The sequence below is a fragment of the Buchananella hordeovulneris genome, assembly GCF_001907235.1.
Taxonomy (GTDB): Bacteria; Actinomycetota; Actinomycetes; order Actinomycetales; family Actinomycetaceae; genus Buchananella; species Buchananella hordeovulneris.
Genome location: NZ_MQVS01000004.1, coordinates 152,588 through 171,303, shown reverse-complemented (window position 1 = coordinate 171,303; position 18,716 = coordinate 152,588). Strand labels below are relative to the sequence as shown.

18 protein-coding genes are annotated in these 18,716 nt (G+C 68.4%); 16 read left to right on the top strand and 2 right to left on the bottom strand.

The window, feature by feature from the left end; translation table 11 throughout:
* The first annotated feature begins 1 nt into the window (after nucleotide 1).
* The 9 genes from BSZ40_RS05475 to BSZ40_RS05435 all read left to right on the top strand — a co-directional run bounded on the left by BSZ40_RS05475 (nucleotide 2) and on the right by BSZ40_RS05435 (nucleotide 8,149).
* Complete coding sequence (locus tag BSZ40_RS05475; RefSeq protein WP_073824090.1) at nucleotides 2-682, top strand: hypothetical protein; 681 nt, start codon at nucleotides 2-4, stop codon at nucleotides 680-682.
* On the top strand, nucleotides 683-1,405 hold the full coding sequence (locus BSZ40_RS05470; RefSeq protein ID WP_073824088.1) for a response regulator transcription factor: 723 nt from the start codon (nucleotides 683-685) through the stop codon (nucleotides 1,403-1,405).
* A complete protein-coding gene (locus BSZ40_RS05465; RefSeq protein WP_084542660.1) occupies nucleotides 1,402-2,304 on the top strand; it encodes a sensor histidine kinase in 903 nt (300 codons plus the stop codon). Before BSZ40_RS05470 ends, BSZ40_RS05465 begins: the two co-directional genes overlap by 4 nt.
* Before the next feature lie 135 nt (nucleotides 2,305-2,439).
* Complete coding sequence (locus tag BSZ40_RS05460) at nucleotides 2,440-4,248, top strand: cytochrome c biogenesis protein CcdA (RefSeq protein WP_073824086.1); 1,809 nt, start codon at nucleotides 2,440-2,442, stop codon at nucleotides 4,246-4,248.
* A gap of 39 nt (nucleotides 4,249-4,287) precedes the next feature.
* Nucleotides 4,288-4,839, top strand: a complete 552-nt coding sequence (locus BSZ40_RS05455) for a sigma-70 family RNA polymerase sigma factor (protein ID WP_124852489.1) — start codon at nucleotides 4,288-4,290, stop codon at nucleotides 4,837-4,839.
* Nucleotides 4,836-5,540, top strand: a complete 705-nt coding sequence (locus BSZ40_RS05450; protein WP_073824082.1) for an anti-sigma factor — start codon at nucleotides 4,836-4,838, stop codon at nucleotides 5,538-5,540. Before BSZ40_RS05455 ends, BSZ40_RS05450 begins: the two co-directional genes overlap by 4 nt.
* Nucleotides 5,537-6,172, top strand: a complete 636-nt coding sequence (locus tag BSZ40_RS05445) for a hypothetical protein (protein WP_073824081.1) — start codon at nucleotides 5,537-5,539, stop codon at nucleotides 6,170-6,172. The genes BSZ40_RS05450 and BSZ40_RS05445 overlap by 4 nt, the downstream gene beginning before the upstream one ends.
* A 58-nt stretch (nucleotides 6,173-6,230) precedes the next feature.
* Nucleotides 6,231-7,895 carry an FAD-dependent oxidoreductase gene (locus BSZ40_RS05440; protein WP_073824079.1) on the top strand — a complete coding sequence of 555 codons (1,665 nt, stop codon included), beginning with the start codon at nucleotides 6,231-6,233 and terminating at the stop codon, nucleotides 7,893-7,895.
* Entirely contained in the window at nucleotides 7,892-8,149 is a 258-nt protein-coding gene (locus BSZ40_RS05435; RefSeq protein WP_073824078.1) for a metal-sensitive transcriptional regulator, read from the top strand. Before BSZ40_RS05440 ends, BSZ40_RS05435 begins: the two co-directional genes overlap by 4 nt.
* Nucleotides 8,150-8,347: 198 nt before the next feature.
* Here BSZ40_RS05435 and BSZ40_RS05430 read toward each other — a convergent pair whose 3' ends face one another.
* Nucleotides 8,348-9,436 carry a DNA glycosylase AlkZ-like family protein gene (locus tag BSZ40_RS05430; RefSeq protein WP_073824076.1) on the bottom strand — a complete coding sequence of 363 codons (1,089 nt, stop codon included), beginning with the start codon at nucleotides 9,434-9,436 and terminating at the stop codon, nucleotides 8,348-8,350.
* A 44-nt stretch (nucleotides 9,437-9,480) separates the two neighbouring features.
* On the bottom strand, nucleotides 9,481-10,245 hold the full coding sequence (locus BSZ40_RS05425; protein WP_245793867.1) for a FadR/GntR family transcriptional regulator: 765 nt from the start codon (nucleotides 10,243-10,245) through the stop codon (nucleotides 9,481-9,483).
* 246 nt (nucleotides 10,246-10,491) lie between these two features.
* Here BSZ40_RS05425 and BSZ40_RS05420 point away from each other — a divergent pair, with 246 nt between their 5' ends.
* The 7 genes from BSZ40_RS05420 to BSZ40_RS05390 all read left to right on the top strand — a co-directional run bounded on the left by BSZ40_RS05420 (nucleotide 10,492) and on the right by BSZ40_RS05390 (nucleotide 18,483).
* The gene (locus tag BSZ40_RS05420; protein WP_073824072.1) at nucleotides 10,492-12,096 is read left to right on the top strand and encodes an ABC transporter substrate-binding protein; all 1,605 of its coding nucleotides are present in this window, start codon (nucleotides 10,492-10,494) and stop codon (nucleotides 12,094-12,096) included.
* A gap of 103 nt (nucleotides 12,097-12,199) precedes the next feature.
* Complete coding sequence (locus BSZ40_RS05415) at nucleotides 12,200-13,147, top strand: ABC transporter permease (RefSeq protein ID WP_073824070.1); 948 nt, start codon at nucleotides 12,200-12,202, stop codon at nucleotides 13,145-13,147.
* Nucleotides 13,148-13,149: 2 nt separating this feature from the next.
* Nucleotides 13,150-15,186, top strand: a complete 2,037-nt coding sequence (locus tag BSZ40_RS05410; RefSeq protein WP_073824069.1) for a dipeptide/oligopeptide/nickel ABC transporter permease/ATP-binding protein — start codon at nucleotides 13,150-13,152, stop codon at nucleotides 15,184-15,186.
* Nucleotides 15,183-15,989, top strand: a complete 807-nt coding sequence (locus BSZ40_RS05405; protein ID WP_073824067.1) for an ABC transporter ATP-binding protein — start codon at nucleotides 15,183-15,185, stop codon at nucleotides 15,987-15,989. The genes BSZ40_RS05410 and BSZ40_RS05405 overlap by 4 nt, the downstream gene beginning before the upstream one ends.
* Before the next feature lie 18 nt (nucleotides 15,990-16,007).
* Nucleotides 16,008-16,931: a dihydrodipicolinate synthase family protein gene (locus BSZ40_RS05400; RefSeq protein WP_073824066.1), complete on the top strand. Its 924-nt coding sequence runs from the start codon at nucleotides 16,008-16,010 to the stop codon at nucleotides 16,929-16,931.
* Nucleotides 16,931-17,806, top strand: a complete 876-nt coding sequence (locus BSZ40_RS05395) for an ROK family protein (RefSeq protein WP_073824064.1) — start codon at nucleotides 16,931-16,933, stop codon at nucleotides 17,804-17,806. The genes BSZ40_RS05400 and BSZ40_RS05395 overlap by 1 nt, the downstream gene beginning before the upstream one ends.
* Before the next feature lie 2 nt (nucleotides 17,807-17,808).
* Nucleotides 17,809-18,483, top strand: a complete 675-nt coding sequence (locus BSZ40_RS05390; protein ID WP_073824063.1) for an N-acetylmannosamine-6-phosphate 2-epimerase — start codon at nucleotides 17,809-17,811, stop codon at nucleotides 18,481-18,483.
* The last annotated feature ends 233 nt before the right edge of the window (nucleotides 18,484-18,716 follow it).

The window sequence follows — 18,716 nt, the reverse complement described above, 5'->3', positions numbered from 1 at the left end:
CATGCGTATGCCCCTGCGTGCTGTCGCCCTGGCCACTGCCGCGTGCCTGCTGGCGGCCTGCCAGGTTTCCCTTGAACGGGAAGCAGATCAGGGTGCGCCCACCGCGAGTGCCACCGGTCAGGCAGGCGCGGGGCGGGCGGCCCGCCTGCAGGACCTGCAGGCTCGCACCCGCGACCTGCTCGGTCAGTCCCGGTCGCGTCAGGCCGTCCCGTCGCTGCCCCCGGGCAGTGCCAGCCCCGCCCCGGGGGCAGCGGCGCCTGATGCGATGCCTGCCACCCCTCCCGCCACGCAGGGGGTGGAGATAACCGCAGGGGGCAGCATTGAAGACGAGCTCGGCTTGCACGAGGAAGAACCCTTGGGCGGCCAAGCGCGTCGGGACTGGCTCCAGGAGGCTGCCGACCTGCAAGTGCAGGGTGCAGGCGGAGAATTGGTGCTCGGCGATTCTCACAAAACCACAATCATCAGTGGCAACCTTTCCCGCCTGACCGTGCAGGGGCAGTTCCAGGAAATTGTGGTCGATGACCTGGGGGCGGCGGAAATAGTGGGCAATTACAACACGATTTGGACCCGCTCGCTGCAGGAGGCGAGCATCCTCGGGGACTTCAACCGCGTCTACTGGCTGGGCGGGGCGGAGCCCGCCGTGACCATCAACGGGCGGTTCAACGAGACAGGAGTGAACTAGATGACTGGGCAAGTGGCGGTCAAGCGCTTACTGCTCGTCGATGACGACACCGCTATCACCGCTGCGCTACAGCCCATCTTGCAGCGGGCAGGTTTCGTGGTCAGCGTTGCCGGTGACGGGCAAGCGGCCCTGGACATGTGGGAACAGGTGATGCCCGACGTCGTCGTCACCGATGTTCTCATGCCGCGGCTGGACGGGCGGGAGCTGGTGCGCCGCATACGCTCCCGGGGCAGATGGACCCCGGTGGTGTTGCTGACCCAGGTGGGTGAGTCATTCGAGCGGTCCGCGGCTTTGGACGAAGGGGCCGACGACTACCTCAATAAGCCTTTCGACCCCCAGGAGCTGATCTCGCGCATCCGGGCGGTGCTGCGGCGCAGCATGGGCGGGGTGCCGCCCCTTTCGGCCGCCCCCCGCCTGGTCTCCGGACTCCTGGTATTGGATCGGTTGGCGCGTCGCGTTACCTTGGCCGGGCGGGAGGTGCAGCTCACGCCGAAGGCTTCGCTGCTGCTGGATCACCTCATGGCCCACCCGGGGGAGGTGCATTCACGCGAACGGCTGTTGTCCACCGTGTGGGGTTTCGCGGTGGCCACGCCCTCCCGGGCCGTAGACCACCGCATCCGCGAGTTGCGGCGGGCCTTGGGCGATGATGCGGGGGAGCCGCGCTACATCGAGACCGTGCAGTCGATGGGTTACCGTTTTCGCGGCGAGGTGGTAGCGGCGTGAAGAGTGGCGCTGGGCGGGCGGCGCTGCTGATCGGGTTGTTGGGCGGGGCCCTTACCGCGGTGCTGGCGGTGACGCTGGCGGACGCCACCCTGGTGTTCACGATCCATCCGGCCTTGTTGGCACTGTGGGTGACCGTGGTGGGCACCTTGACGGCGGTGGCGGTCAAGTGGGGGGCGCTGCGCAGGCGACGGGCCATCGGGCAGGCGGTCGAGGCGGCGGAGGCGCGCGCCCGGGACGAGCATCGATCGTTCTTGCGGCGGCTGGACCACGAGGTGAAAAACCCCTTGACGGCCATTCGGGCCGCCATCGACTCGCTGGCCCCCGACGACCCAGCCGTGGCGGTGGTGCGCGCACAGGGTGAGCGACTCGGGCGCCTGTTGCGCGATCTGCGCACCCTGGCAGATCTCGATAGTGTCGAGATCGAGCGGGCGCCCGTGAATCTGGAAGAGGTGGCGAGCGATGCCGCGGAGGCGGTGCGCGACGAGGCGCAGGCCGCGGGGCGGCCCCGCCCGGACATCAGCCTGGTTTTCCCCACCACGCCGTGGCCGATTCCGGAGGTGCTGGGGGATGTGGACCTGTTGCTGCTGGCGATGCACAACGTCGTAGCCAATGCCGTGAAGTATTCCCCGGCGGGTGCAGCGGTGGAGGTGCGGGCGCACGAAGTGCCGGGCGCCGTCGTCCTGGATGTGGCGGACCAAGGTATCGGCATTCCGCCGTCCGAGCTGGATCTCGTGTGGTCTGAACTGGGGCGGGCCTCGAACGCGCGCGCGTTGCCGGGCTCTGGGGTGGGCCTGGCGTTGGTGGCGGCAATTTTGCGGCGGCACGGGGGACGTGCGACCCTGGCCTCGCTGGAGGGCACGGGCACGCGGGTTTCCCTCGTGGTACCCACCGGGCGCTAGGGGCTGCGCGCGCACCGAGTGCCACCGCAAACGGCGGGCCAGCCGCCTTCGCACCGACCGGATGGCATGTGACGTGTTTCACCAATCCCTGAGTGGGGGCCACAACGAACTTAGGGGCGAAAGAAAGGAAACGCGATGACAACTCAGATCATTGTTGGTCTGCTAGGTGGGCTCATTACTGGCATCTCGCCGTGTATCTTGCCCGTGTTACCAGTTATTTTCTTAGCCGGTGGGGCCCCGAGCGGGCGGGCAGTAAGCGGAATAAAGGTCGCCCCGGGGGTGCAACTCGGGGCCGGGGCCACGGCGGGTGGGCCCGCGCCGACGGTCTCCCGCGCCCGGCCGTTCCTTTTCGTGGCGGGCCTGGTCACCAGTTTTACCGCCTTCACCCTGCTCGGCAACGCCGTCTTGACCCTGCTGGGACTGCCGCCGGGCATCATTCGCTGGGCTGGGATCACGTTGCTGTTCCTCATCGGGGTGGCCATGGTGTGGCCGCGCCTGATGGAGCTGTTGGAGCGCCCCTTTAGTCGTTTCGCCCGGACGACCGGTAGGCGGCCCGGCAATGGTTTCTGGCTCGGGGTAGTGCTCGGGGCGGTCTATGTGCCGTGCGCCGGACCGGTGTTGGCCGCCGTGTCTGTGGCCAGCCACACCGGTGAGTTCGGGTGGGAGACGGTGGTGCTCGCCGTGTCCTTCGCGCTGGGTAACGCCATCCCGCTGTTGATCTTCGCGCTCGCGGGCCGCAAGGTAGTGGAGCGTCTCAATCAGTTCCGGGACCGGCAGCGCGCCATCCGCATGGCGGCAGGCGTCACGATGGTGGCCCTGGCCGTTGGCCTGGTGTTCGATGTGCCCGCCAAGCTGCAGCGCCTGCTGCCGGATCACACCGCCGGGGTGCAGCGGCAGCTCGATCAAGCGCTGCACGGCGAGCAAGGACGCGGTGGTTGCGTGGACGGCGCTAGCGAACTGGCCAACTGCGGTCCGCTGCCGCAGATTGAGGGCATCCACGCCTGGTTCAATACCCCCGGTGATCAGCCGGCCGACCTCAAAAACAAGGTGACGCTCATCGACTTCTGGGCCTACTCGTGCATCAACTGCCAGCGCACGGCCCCGGCGCTGGAGAAGCTGCACCAAACCTACAAGGACGCCGGTCTGGTGGTCGTGGGCGTGCACGCTCCCGAGTACGCCTTCGAAAAGGATGTCGACAATGTGCGCTCCGGGGCCGCCCAACTGGGTATTACCTACCCGGTGGCAGTGGACTCCGATCTGGTGACGTGGCGCAACTTCGAAAACCGCTACTGGCCTGCGCACTACCTGGCCGACGCACAGGGTCAGCTGCGGCAAGTCAAGTTTGGGGAGGGCGGGGCGGCCACCACCGAGAAGCTGGTGCGGCAGCTGCTGCTGGCGGCCAACCCGGACGTGCAGCTGCCCAACGCGGTCTTCACCACGGACTCGGCGGGCTACACGGAGCAGCGTTCGCCGGAGATGTACCTCGGCTACCAGCGAGCCCGGCACGTCTCGGGTGATCCGGTGCGCCCGGGGGTCAACGAGTACACCTTGCCCGCCGCCAACGAGCAGGACACCTTCGCGTTGGGGGGAACCTGGCAGGTCGATGCACAGGAGATCACCCCGGCCGCGGATACGGCCAAACTGCGATTGGCGTATCGGGGGCGGGATGTGAACCTGGTGGTGTCCGGCTCTGGCACGCTGCGCTACTCGGTTGACGGCAACCCGCCGCAGGAACTGCCGGTCCCAGCGGTGCCCAACGGGGTAGTGCTGGTTGGCGGCAGCGACAAGACCGAGGGGGTAGTGGAACTGGAGGTACCGCGCGGAGCCGTGCTCTATTCCTTCACTTTCGGCGCCGTGCCCAACATCTTCTCTGGCGGTGGGGGCATGGGGGAGAGCTGTGCGGGCACCGGCAAGTGTGGGGACGAGCTGGGGGGCGCCAACTAGGAGGCCAGCCCTCGCCCGGGCGCGCCTACCATGGGACATATGGACGAGACCAGCAGTGCCCACCTGCTTGCAGCGGTGGCGCGCGGCGACCGTGGGGCCTTCGGCGAACTGTACGACGCCTGGGCCCCACGGCTCTTTGCCCTCATCCTGCGGGTGGTGCGCGACCGGGAACATAGCGAGGAGGTCCTCCAGGAGGTGTTCTTGGAAGTGTGGCGGCAGGCGTCCCAGTTCTCGGTGGCCAAGGGCTCGGCGCGGGCCTGGCTGGTGACGGTGGCGCGCCGCCGGGCGATCGATCGGGTGCGGGCCGTGGAGGCAAGCCGCGGGCGGGAGACGGCCTTTGCCGGGCAGGTGGCCCCAGTCGCGTTTGACGAGACAGAGTTCGTGGCGCACACGCACCTGGCGGTGGGGGAGGTACGGGCGGCCCTGGACGTGGTGGGTGAACCGCACCGCACGACCCTGCTGTTGGCTTATTTTTCGGGCCTGACCGGGCGGGAGATCGCCGTTCGCCTGGGAGTGCCAATCGGGACGGTGAAAACCCGCTTGCGCGACGGTTTGGGCAAGCTGCGAAAGGAATTGGGGGTGACCCAATGACAGAGTTTGACGCGGACGAGCCGTGGTGGCCTGCCGACGAGGAGACTGCTGCGCGGCTGGGGGCAGGACTGACGCCGGTTGCGCCCCCGCCGGAACTGCGGGCGCAGTTGCTGGCGGCCATTGAGCACGCCCCCGCCGAGACGGTGGCGACAGTGCTGCCTGCGCCGGGCAGGCCGGTGGCCCCCGGTGGGCGGCAGGGGACGCGCCCGGCGTGGGGGCGCGGCATTGTCTACATCGCGGCGGCCTGCTTGTTGGTCCTAGCCGGGGTGGGCCTGGGGCGCTGGTCGGTGCAGGGCCCGATGGGGCAAGTCAGCGACTTTGCCTCGTTGAATCAGGCGCAGGACGTGCGGCGGATCAACGACCGGTTGCCGGATGGGCACCTGGCCACGCTTACCTGGTCGCCGCGGATGGAGATGGCAGCGGTGACTATGCCGAGCCACATGGATGTACCCAAGGAAAGTTGTTACCAAATTTGGGTCAAAAAAGAGGGGCAGTTCACCGCCGGAGGCCGGTACGCTCCCGTGTCGAACGGTGGGTTTTCGTTCATTGATGCCATGCCCACGCCGGGAACCGAGATCTGGATTACGGTCGAGCCGCTGACCGGCTCGCCCCGCCCGTCGTCGCGTCCCGTGGTGGTGTGGCAGATAGAGGAAGACCCAGAAATAGGGCAGAGTCCGGACACGCGGAAGGGGACGGTGTGAGTGCTGGTGGGACCAAGGCTGCGCAACTCGGGGCCTTGGTGGCTTGGTTGTGGCGGTTGGGGTTAGCGGTCTTAGCGATGTGGGCGTTGGTGCTCATGTTGCGGGGCCCGAGCCTGGCCAAGGCTTTTGACACGTTGTTGTATTTCACCACCTTGACGACGCTGGTGGTTTTTTTGGTTAACGCCGGGGCGGTCATTCGGCCGGTCATGGTGGAGGGGCAGGGGGGCCGCTTCGAGGGTTCGCTGGGGTGGTTTCGTGGCCTGGCCACGCTCATGGCGGTGTTTACCGGCGTCATGTTCGCCACGCTGCTGGACGGGGGCTACCCCGACCTGCAGGGCAAGATATCGCACCTGGTGTTGCCGATCGCGATGACGGTCGACTGGTTGGTGATCGGGCGCAACCAGACGCGCTTGCCGCTGTGGGTCCCGTTGTCGTGGGCGGTGGTGCTGACACCCTACTTCTGGATCTATGCCTGGGACGCGCGCGCGGATGGCCAGCCCATGTATGCGTTCTTAGACCCGGCAGCGGCGGACTGGTGGAACTGGGTGGGCATCGTGGCGGGCATCGCCTTCGGGATCGGGGTAGCACTGTGGCTGCTCGGGCGTTTGCGCGGGAAGTTGCTGCCCGGTTAACCCCTCCCGGATACCCCCGGGGGTATACTGGGGTGACTTCTACACCCAGGGGGTAAACGTGCGCATCGTAATCGTGGGGGGCGTGGCCGGCGGCATGAGCTGCGCGGCCCGCGCCCGACGGCTGTCCGAAGACGCCGAAATCATCGTGCTGGAACGCGGACAGTACGTGTCCTTCGCCAACTGCGGCCTGCCCTACTACGTGGGCGGGGAGATCGCACAAGCCGACGACCTCCTCGTCCAGACCCCGGCGCGCCTGCGGGCCGCCCTCAACCTGGACGTGCGTCCAGGCCACGCCGTCACCCACCTGGACCCGCACCGCCGCCGCGTGCAGGTGGCCAGTGCCGCTGGGGTCAGCGAGCTGGAGTACGACGCCCTGGTCCTCGCCCCTGGCGCCCGCGCCGTCACCCCCGCTATCGACGGCCTCGACTCGCCGCGCCTGCGCACCCTGCGCACGATCGACGACGCCCAGCACCTGCGGGAGCAGGTCGAGGCGGGGGCACGGCGGGCCGTCGTCCTCGGGGCAGGCTTCATCGGGGTGGAAGCCGCCGAGGCATTGGCGCTGCGCGGTCTGGAGGTGCACCTGGTGGAAGCCGCGGCCCACGTGCTGCCGCCCCTGGAGCGCGAACTGGCCCATCTCGTCGCCGAGGAGATTGCTCGCCTGGGCATCACCGCGCACGTGGGCCGCACGGCCACGGCCATCGACCAGCAGCCGAACGAAGACGTCGTGCACCTCGACGACGGCAGCGCGCTGCGCGCCGACCTCGTCGTCCTCGCCGTGGGGGTGCGGCCAGACACCGCGGCCTTCGCTGACAGTGGGCTGGCCTTGGCCGACGGCGCCATCGTCGTCGACGAGCACGGGCGTACCAATCTTCCCGCCGTCTGGGCAGTGGGCGATGCCACCGCCGTAAGTGACCCCAGCACCGGCCTCGTGCGTCCCACCCCACTGGCGGGCCCCGCCAACCGCGCGGGACGGCAAGTGGCCGACCACATTCTGCGCCCGGAAACCGCCCGGGCGCTGCCCGCCCCGCTCGGCACCGCCGTCGTGCGGGTGGGGCAACTCACCGCCGCCACCACGGGCGCCAACCGGGCCGCCCTGCAGCGCGTCGGCCGGGAGTTCACCACCCTGCATCTGCATCCCAACCAGCACGCGGGCTACTTCCCGGGCGCCACCCAGCTGCACCTCGTGGTGCACATCGCCCCGGACGGGCAGCTGCTGGGCGCCCAAGCGGTGGGCCGGGACGGGGTAGAAAAACGGATCGACGTGCTGGCTACCGCCCTGCGATACGGCGGAGGTGTAGCCGACCTGATCGATCTTGACCTGTGCTACGCCCCGCCGTATGGACAGGCCAAGGATGCCGTCAACCTGATCGGCATGGTCGGTGCCAATGTGCTCGATGGGACCCTGCGGCTTTGGCATGCCGCCGATCTCGCCGAGGTGCAGGCCACCTGCCTCATTTTGGACGTGCGGTGCCCCGACGAGATCGCCACCGGGGCGTTGCCCGCGGCGTTGCAAATCCCGCACACCGAGTTGCGCGCGCGCCTGGACGAGGTAACCCAGGCGGCGAACGGGCGCCCGGTGCGGGTCATGTGCGCCTCCGGGGTGCGCTCAGCCCTCGCGCACCGGGTGCTCACCCAGCACGGCTTCGACAGCGCCTCGCTGTCTGGAGGCATGTTGACGCTGCGGGCCTGGCTCGGCGCGCAAGCGGGGCAGGTGCTGCAGTGAGCGGCCTGCCCGCCGACCGGCGGCAACTGGCCAACCGCCTCAAGCGCGCCCGCGGCCAGCTGGAGGCGGTCATCGCCGCGGTGGAAAACGAGGGCGATTGCCGTCAAGTCGTCACCCAACTCGCCGCGGTCACGGCCGCCCTGCACCGCGCCGGCTTCGTCATGGTCGCCACCGCCATGCGCGAGTGCGCGCAAGGAAAAGACACAGATTTGACGGTGGAAGAGCTAGAAAAGCTTTTCCTTAGCTTCGCTTAGGAGGAAAACATGTGCCGGAAGGTGACGTGCAAGAAATGCGGGAAGCCGACGTGGGCCGGGTGCGGTCAACACATTGAGCAGGCCTTGGCGGGAGTACCGCAAGGGGAGCGGTGCCCCGGCCACGCAGAGGAGTCCAAAGGTTTCCTGCAACGGATACTTGGCCGCTAGGCCGCCGGGCGGCGGGCCATGGGCTTGCCGTCAGCGGGGCAAGGCCGCGGCGGCGCGGGCAAAGTCGCGCCGCGCACTGTCCGACAGTGGCGCGAAGGGCACCAACTCGACCTCCCCGCGCCTGGCGGCCTGCCACGTGCCCACGAGTCGCCCGGCCCGGTGCATGGTCGCGCGAAATACCCCGTTGTTGCCTGGTACCACCTGGCGCAGCTCGGCGGCGTCGGCCAGCAGCAGGCGATCCGGGTAGCCGAGCACCACCTCGTCGAAGGCCGGCAGCAGGTGTGCTGCCCGGCAGGCCGCCCGGGCCGCCGTCAGCTGGTCGCCCAAGCCCGGCGCGCCCCACAGCGTTTCGGCGCGCGCGTCGGTGCCGTAGCTTTCCAGCCCGGCCGTGGCCGTCGGCTCCAGGCGCCGCAGCAGGGTCAGGGGGAGCTTGCTCCACCAAGCAAAGTCGCGCAGGGTGGCGGGCCCGTGTCCCCACAGGTAACGGTGCAGCCAGTGTGCGGTGGCGGCGTCGGCGTCGCCATTAAAGCGCCCGGCGAGGTCGCTGCCCCGCGGTAGCCAGGTGTGGGCGTCGGCCACCAGCTGCTCTTTGCCGTCCAGCGGGCCGTAGACGATATCGCCCGTCAACAATAGCGTGATGCACACGTGGTAGACGGCGGGACTCTGGGTGGGCAACAGGCGCCTGACAAAGTCGGCGCGCGTCAGCGGCCCGTCGGCCAGCACTGCGTGGGCGCGATCGGCCAGGGCCGTGAGCTGCTGCACGGTCAACGAGCGGTGCGCTAGCGAACTGGCAAGCCCCGCCAGTTGCCGGTCGCGGGTTAGCTCCGTCATCCAGGCCAAGTCGGCGGCCGCGGTGAGGAACAGCGTGCCGCGCATGGGGTAGCCCCGCACGAGTTGCCCCGCCGCTAGTGCCGCGGCGGGTGGGGCAGCGCCGGTGGCGGAACGTAAAGCCAGGGCGCGCAAGGCGGCGGGCAGCTGTTGCCCCTGGACACAGGTCAGGTGCCGGGCGGCGTCAACGGCAGAGGCAAAAGGCCGGGTAGCCACGCCCTGCGCCAGGAGGCGCAACAGCGACACTTCCCGGCGGCGCGCCAGAGGCAGGGCGGCGGTGCTGGCTGTCATTGCGGCAGTCTAGGCGCTCCGGAAGCGGCGTCGCAGCCGCGCGCCTACCGCACTTGGCTGATGGCGGTGAGGAGCGGGGCGTAGTGTGCCTCGACGGCATTCTGGTAACCCGCGAGATCCCCGGACTCGGCGGCCACCAGCATCGAGCGGTGGGCGCGGGCTGTGTCGACCAGTCCTGTCAGTTCGGCGTGCTCCCCGGGCAACGACGGCAGGGCGGTCATGTGGATTAGCCACATGGCCGAAGCCAACTGGGCCAGCAGGAGATTATCGACCTTGGCCAGCAACCCCTGGTGGAAGGCGATGTCCTCGTCCATGAAACGTTGCCCTTGTTCGGCCTTGGTAACCATCCGGTCGACCAGCTCGTGCAGGTCGTTGTTGCGGGTGCCGGCCATGGCCCCCACGATCTCGGTGGCCAGGCCGAGGTCCAGCACGCGGCGAACGGTCACCACCTCCGTCAGGGCCTCGAAAGAGTCGGGGGCGATGGAGGAACGCAACAGGAGGGCCCGCACGAGGGGACGCAGCGACATGTCGCCGACGAAGGCGCCCCGGCCCTGCTGCACGCTCACAATCTCCAGGGCCTGCAGCTGGCGCAGTGCCTCGCGCACCGAAGAGCGTGATACCCCGAGGTCGTTGCACAGGGTGGCTTCGGTGGGCAACGGGTCGCCAGGCTTCAGCTTGCGAGCGAGGATGTAGCTCTCGATGGCCTCCATCGTGGCCTGTGAGCGGGAGGCCGCCAACGGCAAAGTCCCCGTCTGGCTGGGACGGGGTAACGGGGGCATAAGAGCAACTCGCTCTTCGTCGGGCGGCATAACGAGATCGTAACAGATGTCTGACAAGTGAGCGAAATGTGCGTGGTGACGGGGGCGACATTGCCCACCGGTGAGCGTTGCGATTGCGGGGATTGCGGCAGGCGGCGGGCGACTGTCGTCTGGTTTTAGCCAGAAGTGGGCGAAAAAAGGGAGTTGCGTCCGTCGGGGTGCGGTTGTATCGTTCGACGCGCGGCGACCTGCCGCCACATGTCAGATGTATGACGAATTCTCAAAGGGGAGGATGCTATGCGCCTCGCGAAGCATCGTGTTTCTGGCCTTATCGCGGTCTCGGCCGCGGTGGCCCTGAGCCTGTCCGCCTGTGGCGGCAAGACCGAGACCACCGACAAGGCAACTGCGTCCGGCGAGCAGACCACGCAGACCGAAGCCGCCCCTGAGGGCGGCGCTGGTGGCGAGATCGTGGCCGGTGTGGCCTACGAGACGACCAACTACCACCCGTCCACCACCTCTTCCGCCCTCGCCATGGGCACCAACTGGCACGTGGTGGAGGGGCTCTACCAGCTCAACATGAAGGACTACTCGGTCTACAAGGCCCTGGCCGCCGAGGACGAGCCGAAGAAGATCTCGGACACCGAATACGAGATCACCCTGCGCGACGGTGCCAAGTTCTCCGACGGCACTGACGTCACCACCGCCGACGTCGTGAAGTCCTTCGAGCGCTCCATGGCCGAAGGCAACCTGTACGCCTCCATGCTCAGCTTCGTCGACAAGGTTGAAGCCAAGGACGACAAGACCGTCAGCATCAAGCTGAAGGAGCCCTTCGCGGCATTCAAGTCCCGCCTCACCATCGTCAAGATCGTGCCGGCCGCCGCCTCCGACGACGACCTCACCAAGCTGCCGATCGGCACCGGTCCGTGGATGTATGAGTCCATCAACGAGTCCGAAATCGTCGCCGTGCCCAACCCGCACTACAACGGTGAGCTGAAGGCCGGGGCCGACAAGATGCGGTGGAGCGTGCTGAAGGACGACAACGCCCGCACCACGGCCGCCGAGACCGGTGTCATTGACGTCATGGAGGCCATCCCCGCCGACGCCATCTCCGCCGTCGAGAGCGCCGGGATGACCGTCGACAAGGTGCCCAGCCAGAACATGCCGTTCCTGCTGTTCAACACCACCAAGGCTCCCTTCAACGACGCCCGCGTGCGCCAGGCGATTCACTACGCCATCAACACCGACAAGCTGGTGACCGACAACATGTCCGGGGAAGCCATCGCGGCCAACTCGTTCCTGGCCACCAACCACCCGATGCACAAGGAAGCCAAGACCGTCTTCAAGCACGACCAGGAAAAGGCCAAGGCGCTGCTGGCGGAGGCCGGGGTGAGTGACCTGTCCATCACCCTGCTGTCCACCGACCACCCGTGGGTGGAGGGCCTGACCCCGCAGATCAAGAACGACCTAGAGGCCATTGGCATCAAGGTCACCCTGAAGGCCGAGGCTTCGTCCTCGCTGTACGAGAACAACCTCGACGTGGAGCAGCCGACTTTCGACGTGGCGCTCGCGCCCGGTGACCCGTCGGTCTTCGGCAACGACCCGGGCCTGATCGTCGGCTGGTGGCTCGGCGACAACAGCTGGACCAAGAAGCGCTCCTTCTGGCAGACCGGCGACCCGGAGAACTTCGCCAAGCTGCAGACCATGATGGCCGAGGCCAACAAGCTGGAGGGCGACGCCGCCAAGGCCAAGTGGGGCGAGGTGCAGGACTTCGTGGCCGAGCAGGCCGTCATCTACCCGCTGTTCCACCGCGTGCTGGCCACCGGCTACAACGGCGACAAGCTCGCCAACGTCGGCGGCATCGGCACCACCGGTCTGTACCTGCTGGGCGCAGCCACCAAGTAGTGCCAGCGGCACACGCCGCACACAACCCCAACTAGCAAGGAGGGGCGGGGCCTTGCATCCCCGCCCCTCCTTGCCGTTGCCGCAATATAAGGAGTAACGGCTCGTGTACAACCTCTTTCGCCTGATAGGGCGCAGGTTGGTGGCCCTGCCAGTGATGGTGCTCGGGGTGACCTTCCTGGTCTTCGTGCTCATGTCCCTGTCACCCATCGACCCGGCCTACGCCGCCCTGGGGGAGAACGCCACCCCCGAGCAGCTCAACGCCTACCGCGAGCTGTACGGCTTGAACGACCCGTGGCTCGTCCAGTTCGGCAACTACGTGCTCAACCTGGTCAAGGGTGACCTGGGCGCCTACGGGCAAAACCAGGCCAGCGTCGCCGACAAGGTCTTCGAGGCCTTGCCGCTGACCATGCAGCTGACCTTCCTCGGCCTGCTGGTGGCGATCCTGGTCGCCTTCCCGCTCGGCATCATCGCCGCCATTTACCGCAACAAGTGGCAGGACCAGGCCATTCGCTTCTTCTCGGTGGCCACCATCGCCACCCCCTCCTTCTGGCTGGCCATGATGCTGGTCATTGGCTTCGCGGGCGTACTGCCGGTCTCCGGCAAGATGCCGCTGTTCTCCGAAGACCCGTCCGGCTGGTTCCAGCGCCTGCTCTTGCCCGCTATCGCCTTGGCAGTGCCGGTCATCGGGCAGTTGACCCGCGTGGTGCGCACCTCCATGGTGGAGGAACTCGACCGCGACTACGTGCGCACGGCCCTCGGCGCCGGCATCCCCAAGCGCGTGGTGGTGGGGCGCAACGTGCTGCGCAACGCTCTGATCACCCCCGTCACCGTGCTCGGCCTGCGCGTGGGCTACCTCATGGGGGGCGCGGTCATCATCGAGATCATCTTCAACCTGCGCGGCATGGGGCAGGTGCTGTTGGACGGGATGGAGAAGAACTGGGTGACCGTGGTGCAGGGCGCCACCGTCGTGGTGGCCATCGCCTTCATCGTGGTCAACATCCTGGTCGACCTTCTCTATGTCCTCATCAACCCGCGGATTAGGGCGGTCTAGTCATGCGTAAGAACAAGATTGACAAAGCGGCCCGTCCCGGGGTGCGCGTGAACCGGTGGGCGGCCATGAGCCTGGGCGCCCGGATCGCCACCCTCCTGCTGGGCGCCATTTTCCTGGCCAGCTTGATCGGCCCGTTCTTGACCAGCATCTCGCCGACCTCCACCGAGTTCGGCAAGTGGCTGGCCCCCAGCGGCAGCAACTGGTTCGGTACTGACCAGTTTTCCCGCGACATCTTCACCCGGGTGCTCCACGGGGGACGCTACTCCCTCGGCATCGGCTTGGCTGCCACCGCCATCGCGCTCGTGCTGGGGGCGATCATCGGCTCGATTGCGGCCGTGGTGCGCAAGTGGTTGTCTGAGTTCATCATGCGCCTGATGGACGTAATGATGTCTGTCCCCGGCATCGCCCTGGCGGCCGTGTCGGTCCTGGCATTCCAGAACCCCGAAAGCCGCCTGCAGATGACCATCGTCATCACCTGCGCCATCGCCGCCGTCTACGTGCCGCAGCTGACCCGCATCGTGCGGGCCAACGTGCTGGCGGCCTACGGGGAGGACTACGTCAACGCCGTCGTCGTCTCCGGGGCCCGTGCCCCGTGGATCCTGATCAAGCACGTGGCCCGCAACACCGCCGCGCCCGTGCTGGTCTTCGCCACCGTGCTGGTGGCCGACGCGATCATCCTGGAGGCCTCGCTGAACTTCATCGGTGCCGGCTTCAACGAAGGCGACGTGGCCACCTGGGGCAACATCCTGTCCTCGGCGCAAAACGGTCTGCGCAACGGGGTGTGGTGGCAGGCGGTCTTCCCCGGGCTCCTGATCATGCTCACGGTGCTGTGCCTGAACATCCTGTCCGAGGGCATCACCGACGCGATGGTGGCCGCCCCCAAGGGCGAGGTGGTCGACGCCCCACGGGCCGACGCCGAGCGCGAGGCCGATCAGCTGCTGATCGACCCGGTCAAGGCGCACGCCGCCCAGGCCGAGAGCCTGCAGGAGCGCCTGGACGCGCTGCGGGCCGTCGAAGAACGGCGCACCGACCGGTTCGTCCCCGCCGCGGCGGCAACCCCGCTGCTGGAGGTCAAGGACCTGTGCATCCAGTTCCCCCGCCACGGCAACGTCAACGTCGTCGACCGCGTGTCCTTCACGGTGCGGGAAGGCGAAACCATGGGACTGGTGGGCGAATCCGGGTGCGGGAAGTCCATCACCTCGCTGGCCATCATGGGGCTGCTCGACCCGCGGGCCGAAATCAGCGGCGAGATCCGCTATCAGGGCCGCGACCTATTGCAGATGTCGGCGCAGGAACGCCAGGCGCTGCTCGGACACGAGCTGGCGATGATCTACCAGGACGCCCTGTCCTCGCTCAACCCGGCAATGCTGATCCGGTCCCAGATGAAGCAGCTGACCAACCGCGGTGGCACCCGCACCGCCCACGAACTGCTGGAACTGGTGGGACTTGACCCGGAACGCACCCTGGACTCCTACCCGCACGAGCTGTCCGGGGGGCAGCGCCAGCGCGTCCTCATCGCTATGGCCCTGACCCGCGACCCCAAGCTGATCATTGCCGACGAGCCGACCACGGCCCTGGACGTGACGGTCCAAAAGCAGGTCATCGAGCTGCTGAACTCGCTGCGGGACCAGCTGGGCTTCGCCATGGTCTTCGTCTCGCACGACCTCGCGCTCGTGGCCGAAGTGGCGCACTCCATCACGGTGATGTACGCCGGGCAGGTAGTGGAACAGGCCCACACCTCGGAGCTGCTGACCAACCCGGTCCACGAATACACCCGCGGTCTGCTCGGCTCGGTGCTGTCCATCGAGGCCGGCTCGGGCCGCCTGCACCAGGTGCCCGGCACGGTGCCCTCGCCGCGGGACTTCCCCGTCGGCGACCGCTTCGCCCCGCGTTCGTCGCACCCCGGTATCGGCCTGCACCAGCCGCCGGTGCGTGTCCAAGTGGGCGAGGCTGAGCACTACTACGCCGCCACCGTGAACGACGACGGCCACCGCCTCGACCCGTTCACCGGGCAAGCAATCAAGGAGGAGCAGCGATGACCGCCCCGACCCCGATCATCGAACTGCGCGACGTCCACGTGACGTTCAACGCCCGCACCGGTGGCCTGCTGCGGCCGCACAAGGTGCACGCCGTGGCGGGGGTCTCCCTGTCCCTCATGCCCGGCGAGACCATCGGCATCGTCGGCGAATCGGGCTGCGGCAAGTCCACCACCGCCAACGTCATGTGTGGGCTGCGCTTCCCGACGGCCGGGCAGGTGTTCTTTAAGGGAGAGGAGGTCACCAAACGCACCGCGGCGCATCGCCGTCAGATCGGCCGGGTGGTCTCCGTGGTCTTCCAGGATCCCGCCACCGCCCTGAACGCCCGCATGCTGGTGCGGGACCAACTGCTCGACCCGTTGCTGGTCCACCAGATCGGCACAAAGGAAGAGCGACAAGCCCGCGTGCGCGACTTGATCGCCATGGTGGGTCTCCCAGACAGCGCGTTGCACGCCCTGCCGGGCCAGCTCTCCGGCGGGCAACGTCAACGTGTCGCCATCGCGCGGGCCTTGTCCCTCAATCCCGACGCGATCATCGCCGACGAACCGACCAGCGCCCTGGACGTGTCGGTGCGCGCCCAGATCCTCAACCTGCTCACGGATCTGAAAGACGAGTTGGGCTTGGCCATGGTGTTCATCTCCCACGACATTCAGACGGTGCGGTACGTCTCGGATCGCATCGTGGTGATGAACCGGGGGGTCATTGTTGAGGAAGGCCCGGCAGCCCAGCTGCTGGCCGACCCGCAAGACCCCTACACCCGCACTCTGCTCGGGGCGGCCCCCTCCCTGCTCCACCCCACACTCTGAACCAAGGAAGTCTCAGTAATGACTACTGTTTTGCGGGGCGTTGTCCCGCCCGTTGTGACGCCGTTGACCGAAACTGGCCGGTTCGACGAAGCGTCGTTCGCCCGCAACATTGAGCGGCAGCTAGCTGCCGGAGTGCATGGCCTGTTCGTGCTCGGCTCCTCCGGGGAGGTGGCCTTCTCAACGACGACCCGGCGCCGCGAAGTGTTGGCCGCCGCGGTGCGCATCACCGCGGGCCGGGTGCCGATTCTGGCCGGTGTCATCGACACCCAGACCGAGCGGGTCATCGAACATATTCGGGACGCCGAAGAGCTGGGGGTGGACGGAGTGGTGGCCACCGCCCCGTTCTACGCGCTGGGCGGTGAGGCGCAGGTGGAGCGCCACTTCCGCGCCCTGCGGGCCGCCACCCAGCTGCCGATCTACGCCTACGACATCCCGGTGTGCGTGCACGTCAAACTATCGGTGGACCTGCTGATGCGCCTGGCAGCCGACGGCATCATCCAAGGGGTGAAGGACTCCTCGGGGGACGACGTGTCGTTCCGGTTCCTGGTGGCCGCCAACCGGGCGGCGGGCTCGCCGCTGACGCTGCTGACCGGGCACGAGGTCGTGGTCGACGGAGCCTACCTGGCGGGAGCCGACGGGTGTGTGCCGGGCCTCGGCAACGTCGACCCGGCCGGGTACGTGCGGCAGTGGGACGCCTACCAGGCGGGCGACTGGCAGACCGTGCGCGCCGAGCAGGACCGCCTGGCGGACCTGATGCGGATCGTTTTCGCCGCGCAGGGCATCTCCGGCTACGGCGCGGGGGTCGGAGCCTTCAAGACGGCCCTGCAACTGCTGGGGGTCTTCGAGACCAACCAGATGCCGGAACCGGTGGCGCGCTTGACGGGCGAGTCGGTGGCAGGCGTGCGGGCCGTCCTGGTGCGCAACGGGCTGCTGGAGGCCTGATGCCCACGCTGGCGATCGACATCGGCGGCACCAAGATCCGGGCGGGCCTGGTGGTGGGGGGCGACGTCGTCGCCTCTCACGCCCTGCCCACCGAGGCCGCGGCGGGCGCGCAACACGTGTTGGAGCGCGTCGTCTCGACGCTGCGGCTGTTTGCTGGCTACGACTCGATCGTGGTGGCCGCGGCCGGCGTGATCGCCGACGGGCGGGTGCTCTCCGCCACCGACCTGCTGCCCGGCTGGGCGGGGACCGACATTCGGGGGGCGCTGGCGGCCGCCAGCGGCCTGCCGGTGGCGGTGCTGGGCGACGTACACGCGCACGCCCTGGGGGAGGCCACCTGGGGGGCGGGGCGCGACTACGCCTCCTCCCTCACGGTGGCGGTCGGCACCGGTATCGGCGGGGCGTTCGTCGTCGACGGGCAAGTGCTGACGGGTGACCACCACCTCGGAGGTCACTTCGGGCACATGAGTGTGGGGGCCGCCGCCGGGCTGGCCTGCTCATGCGGCCGCACCGGCCATATTGAGCCGCTCGCGTCGGGCTCGGGGGTGTGCGCCCAATACCAGGCGCGCACCGGGCAGCCCATCGACGGCAAGACGCTAGACGAGCGCGCGGAGGCGGGGGAGGAGACGGCCCGCGCCATCATGCGCGACTCGGCCTTCGCGCTCGGGGAGTTGCTGGCCTCGGTCGCCAACTTCGCCGATCCGGGGGTAATCATCCTGTCCGGGTCGATGACGCGGTCCGGACCCACCTGGTGGGAGGCGCTGCGGGCGGGCTACGCCGCCAGCGCCATGGACCTGGCCGCCGCCACCCCCGTGGTGGTGGGCGAGCTGGGAGACAATGCGCCGCTGCTCGGTGCGGTCGCTTACGGAAAGGAATAGCAATGATTTCCGCCCTGCAGGGCAAGCTGATCGTCTCGGTACAGGCCTACCCGGGGGAGCCGCTGCGCGACCCGGCCACGATGGCCCGCATGGCACTGGCCGCCGAACAGGGCGGGGCGGCGGCGATCCGCTGCCAGGGGCTGGCTGACATCGCGGCCATCAAGGGCCAGGTGAAGGTGCCGGTCATCGGCTTGTGGAAGGAGGGAGACGAAGGGGTCTACATCACCCCGACCCTGCGCCACGCGCGCGCCTGCTCCCTGGCCGGGGCAGACATCGTCGCTCTGGATGCCACGCGCCGTCCGCGCCCGGACGGCCGCAGCTACGCCGAGACGGTGGCGGCGTTGCACGACGAAGGCATCCTCGTCATGGCGGATTGCGGCAGCTTCGCCGACGCCGAGATGGCGGCGGCGGCGGGCAGCGACATCCTGTCGACCACCCTGTCCGGCTATACCGGCGAGCGCCCTAAGACGGCCGGGCCGGACCTGGAATTGCTGGGGCAGCTGGTGGATGCTTTCGAGCAGCCGGTGATCTGCGAAGGGCGGGTGCACACCCCCGCGCAGGCGCGGGCCGCCATGGAGGCGGGGGCCTGGGCCGTCGTCGTCGGCACGGCGATCACCCACCCGACGTCCATCACTGGATGGTTCGCCCAGGAGGTGCACGGCGGCGGCGCGCAGTAGCCGCCTTGCCCTGCGCCCACCAGCCCGCCCGGGGCCAATCGCCCCGTCCTTGCGGCACCAGCCCGCCCTCATTGCACCGTTGTGAGGGCGGGCTGGTGCATTTGGGGTGGGCTGGTGGAGCAAGGGCGGGCTGGTCGCTGCGCCGCTGCGGGACCATAGGACCCGCGGCCCGGAGTCGGTCGGCGTAGGGTAGGACGCAGGCGGACGCCGCCCGGGCGAGGTGGTCCTGGCGG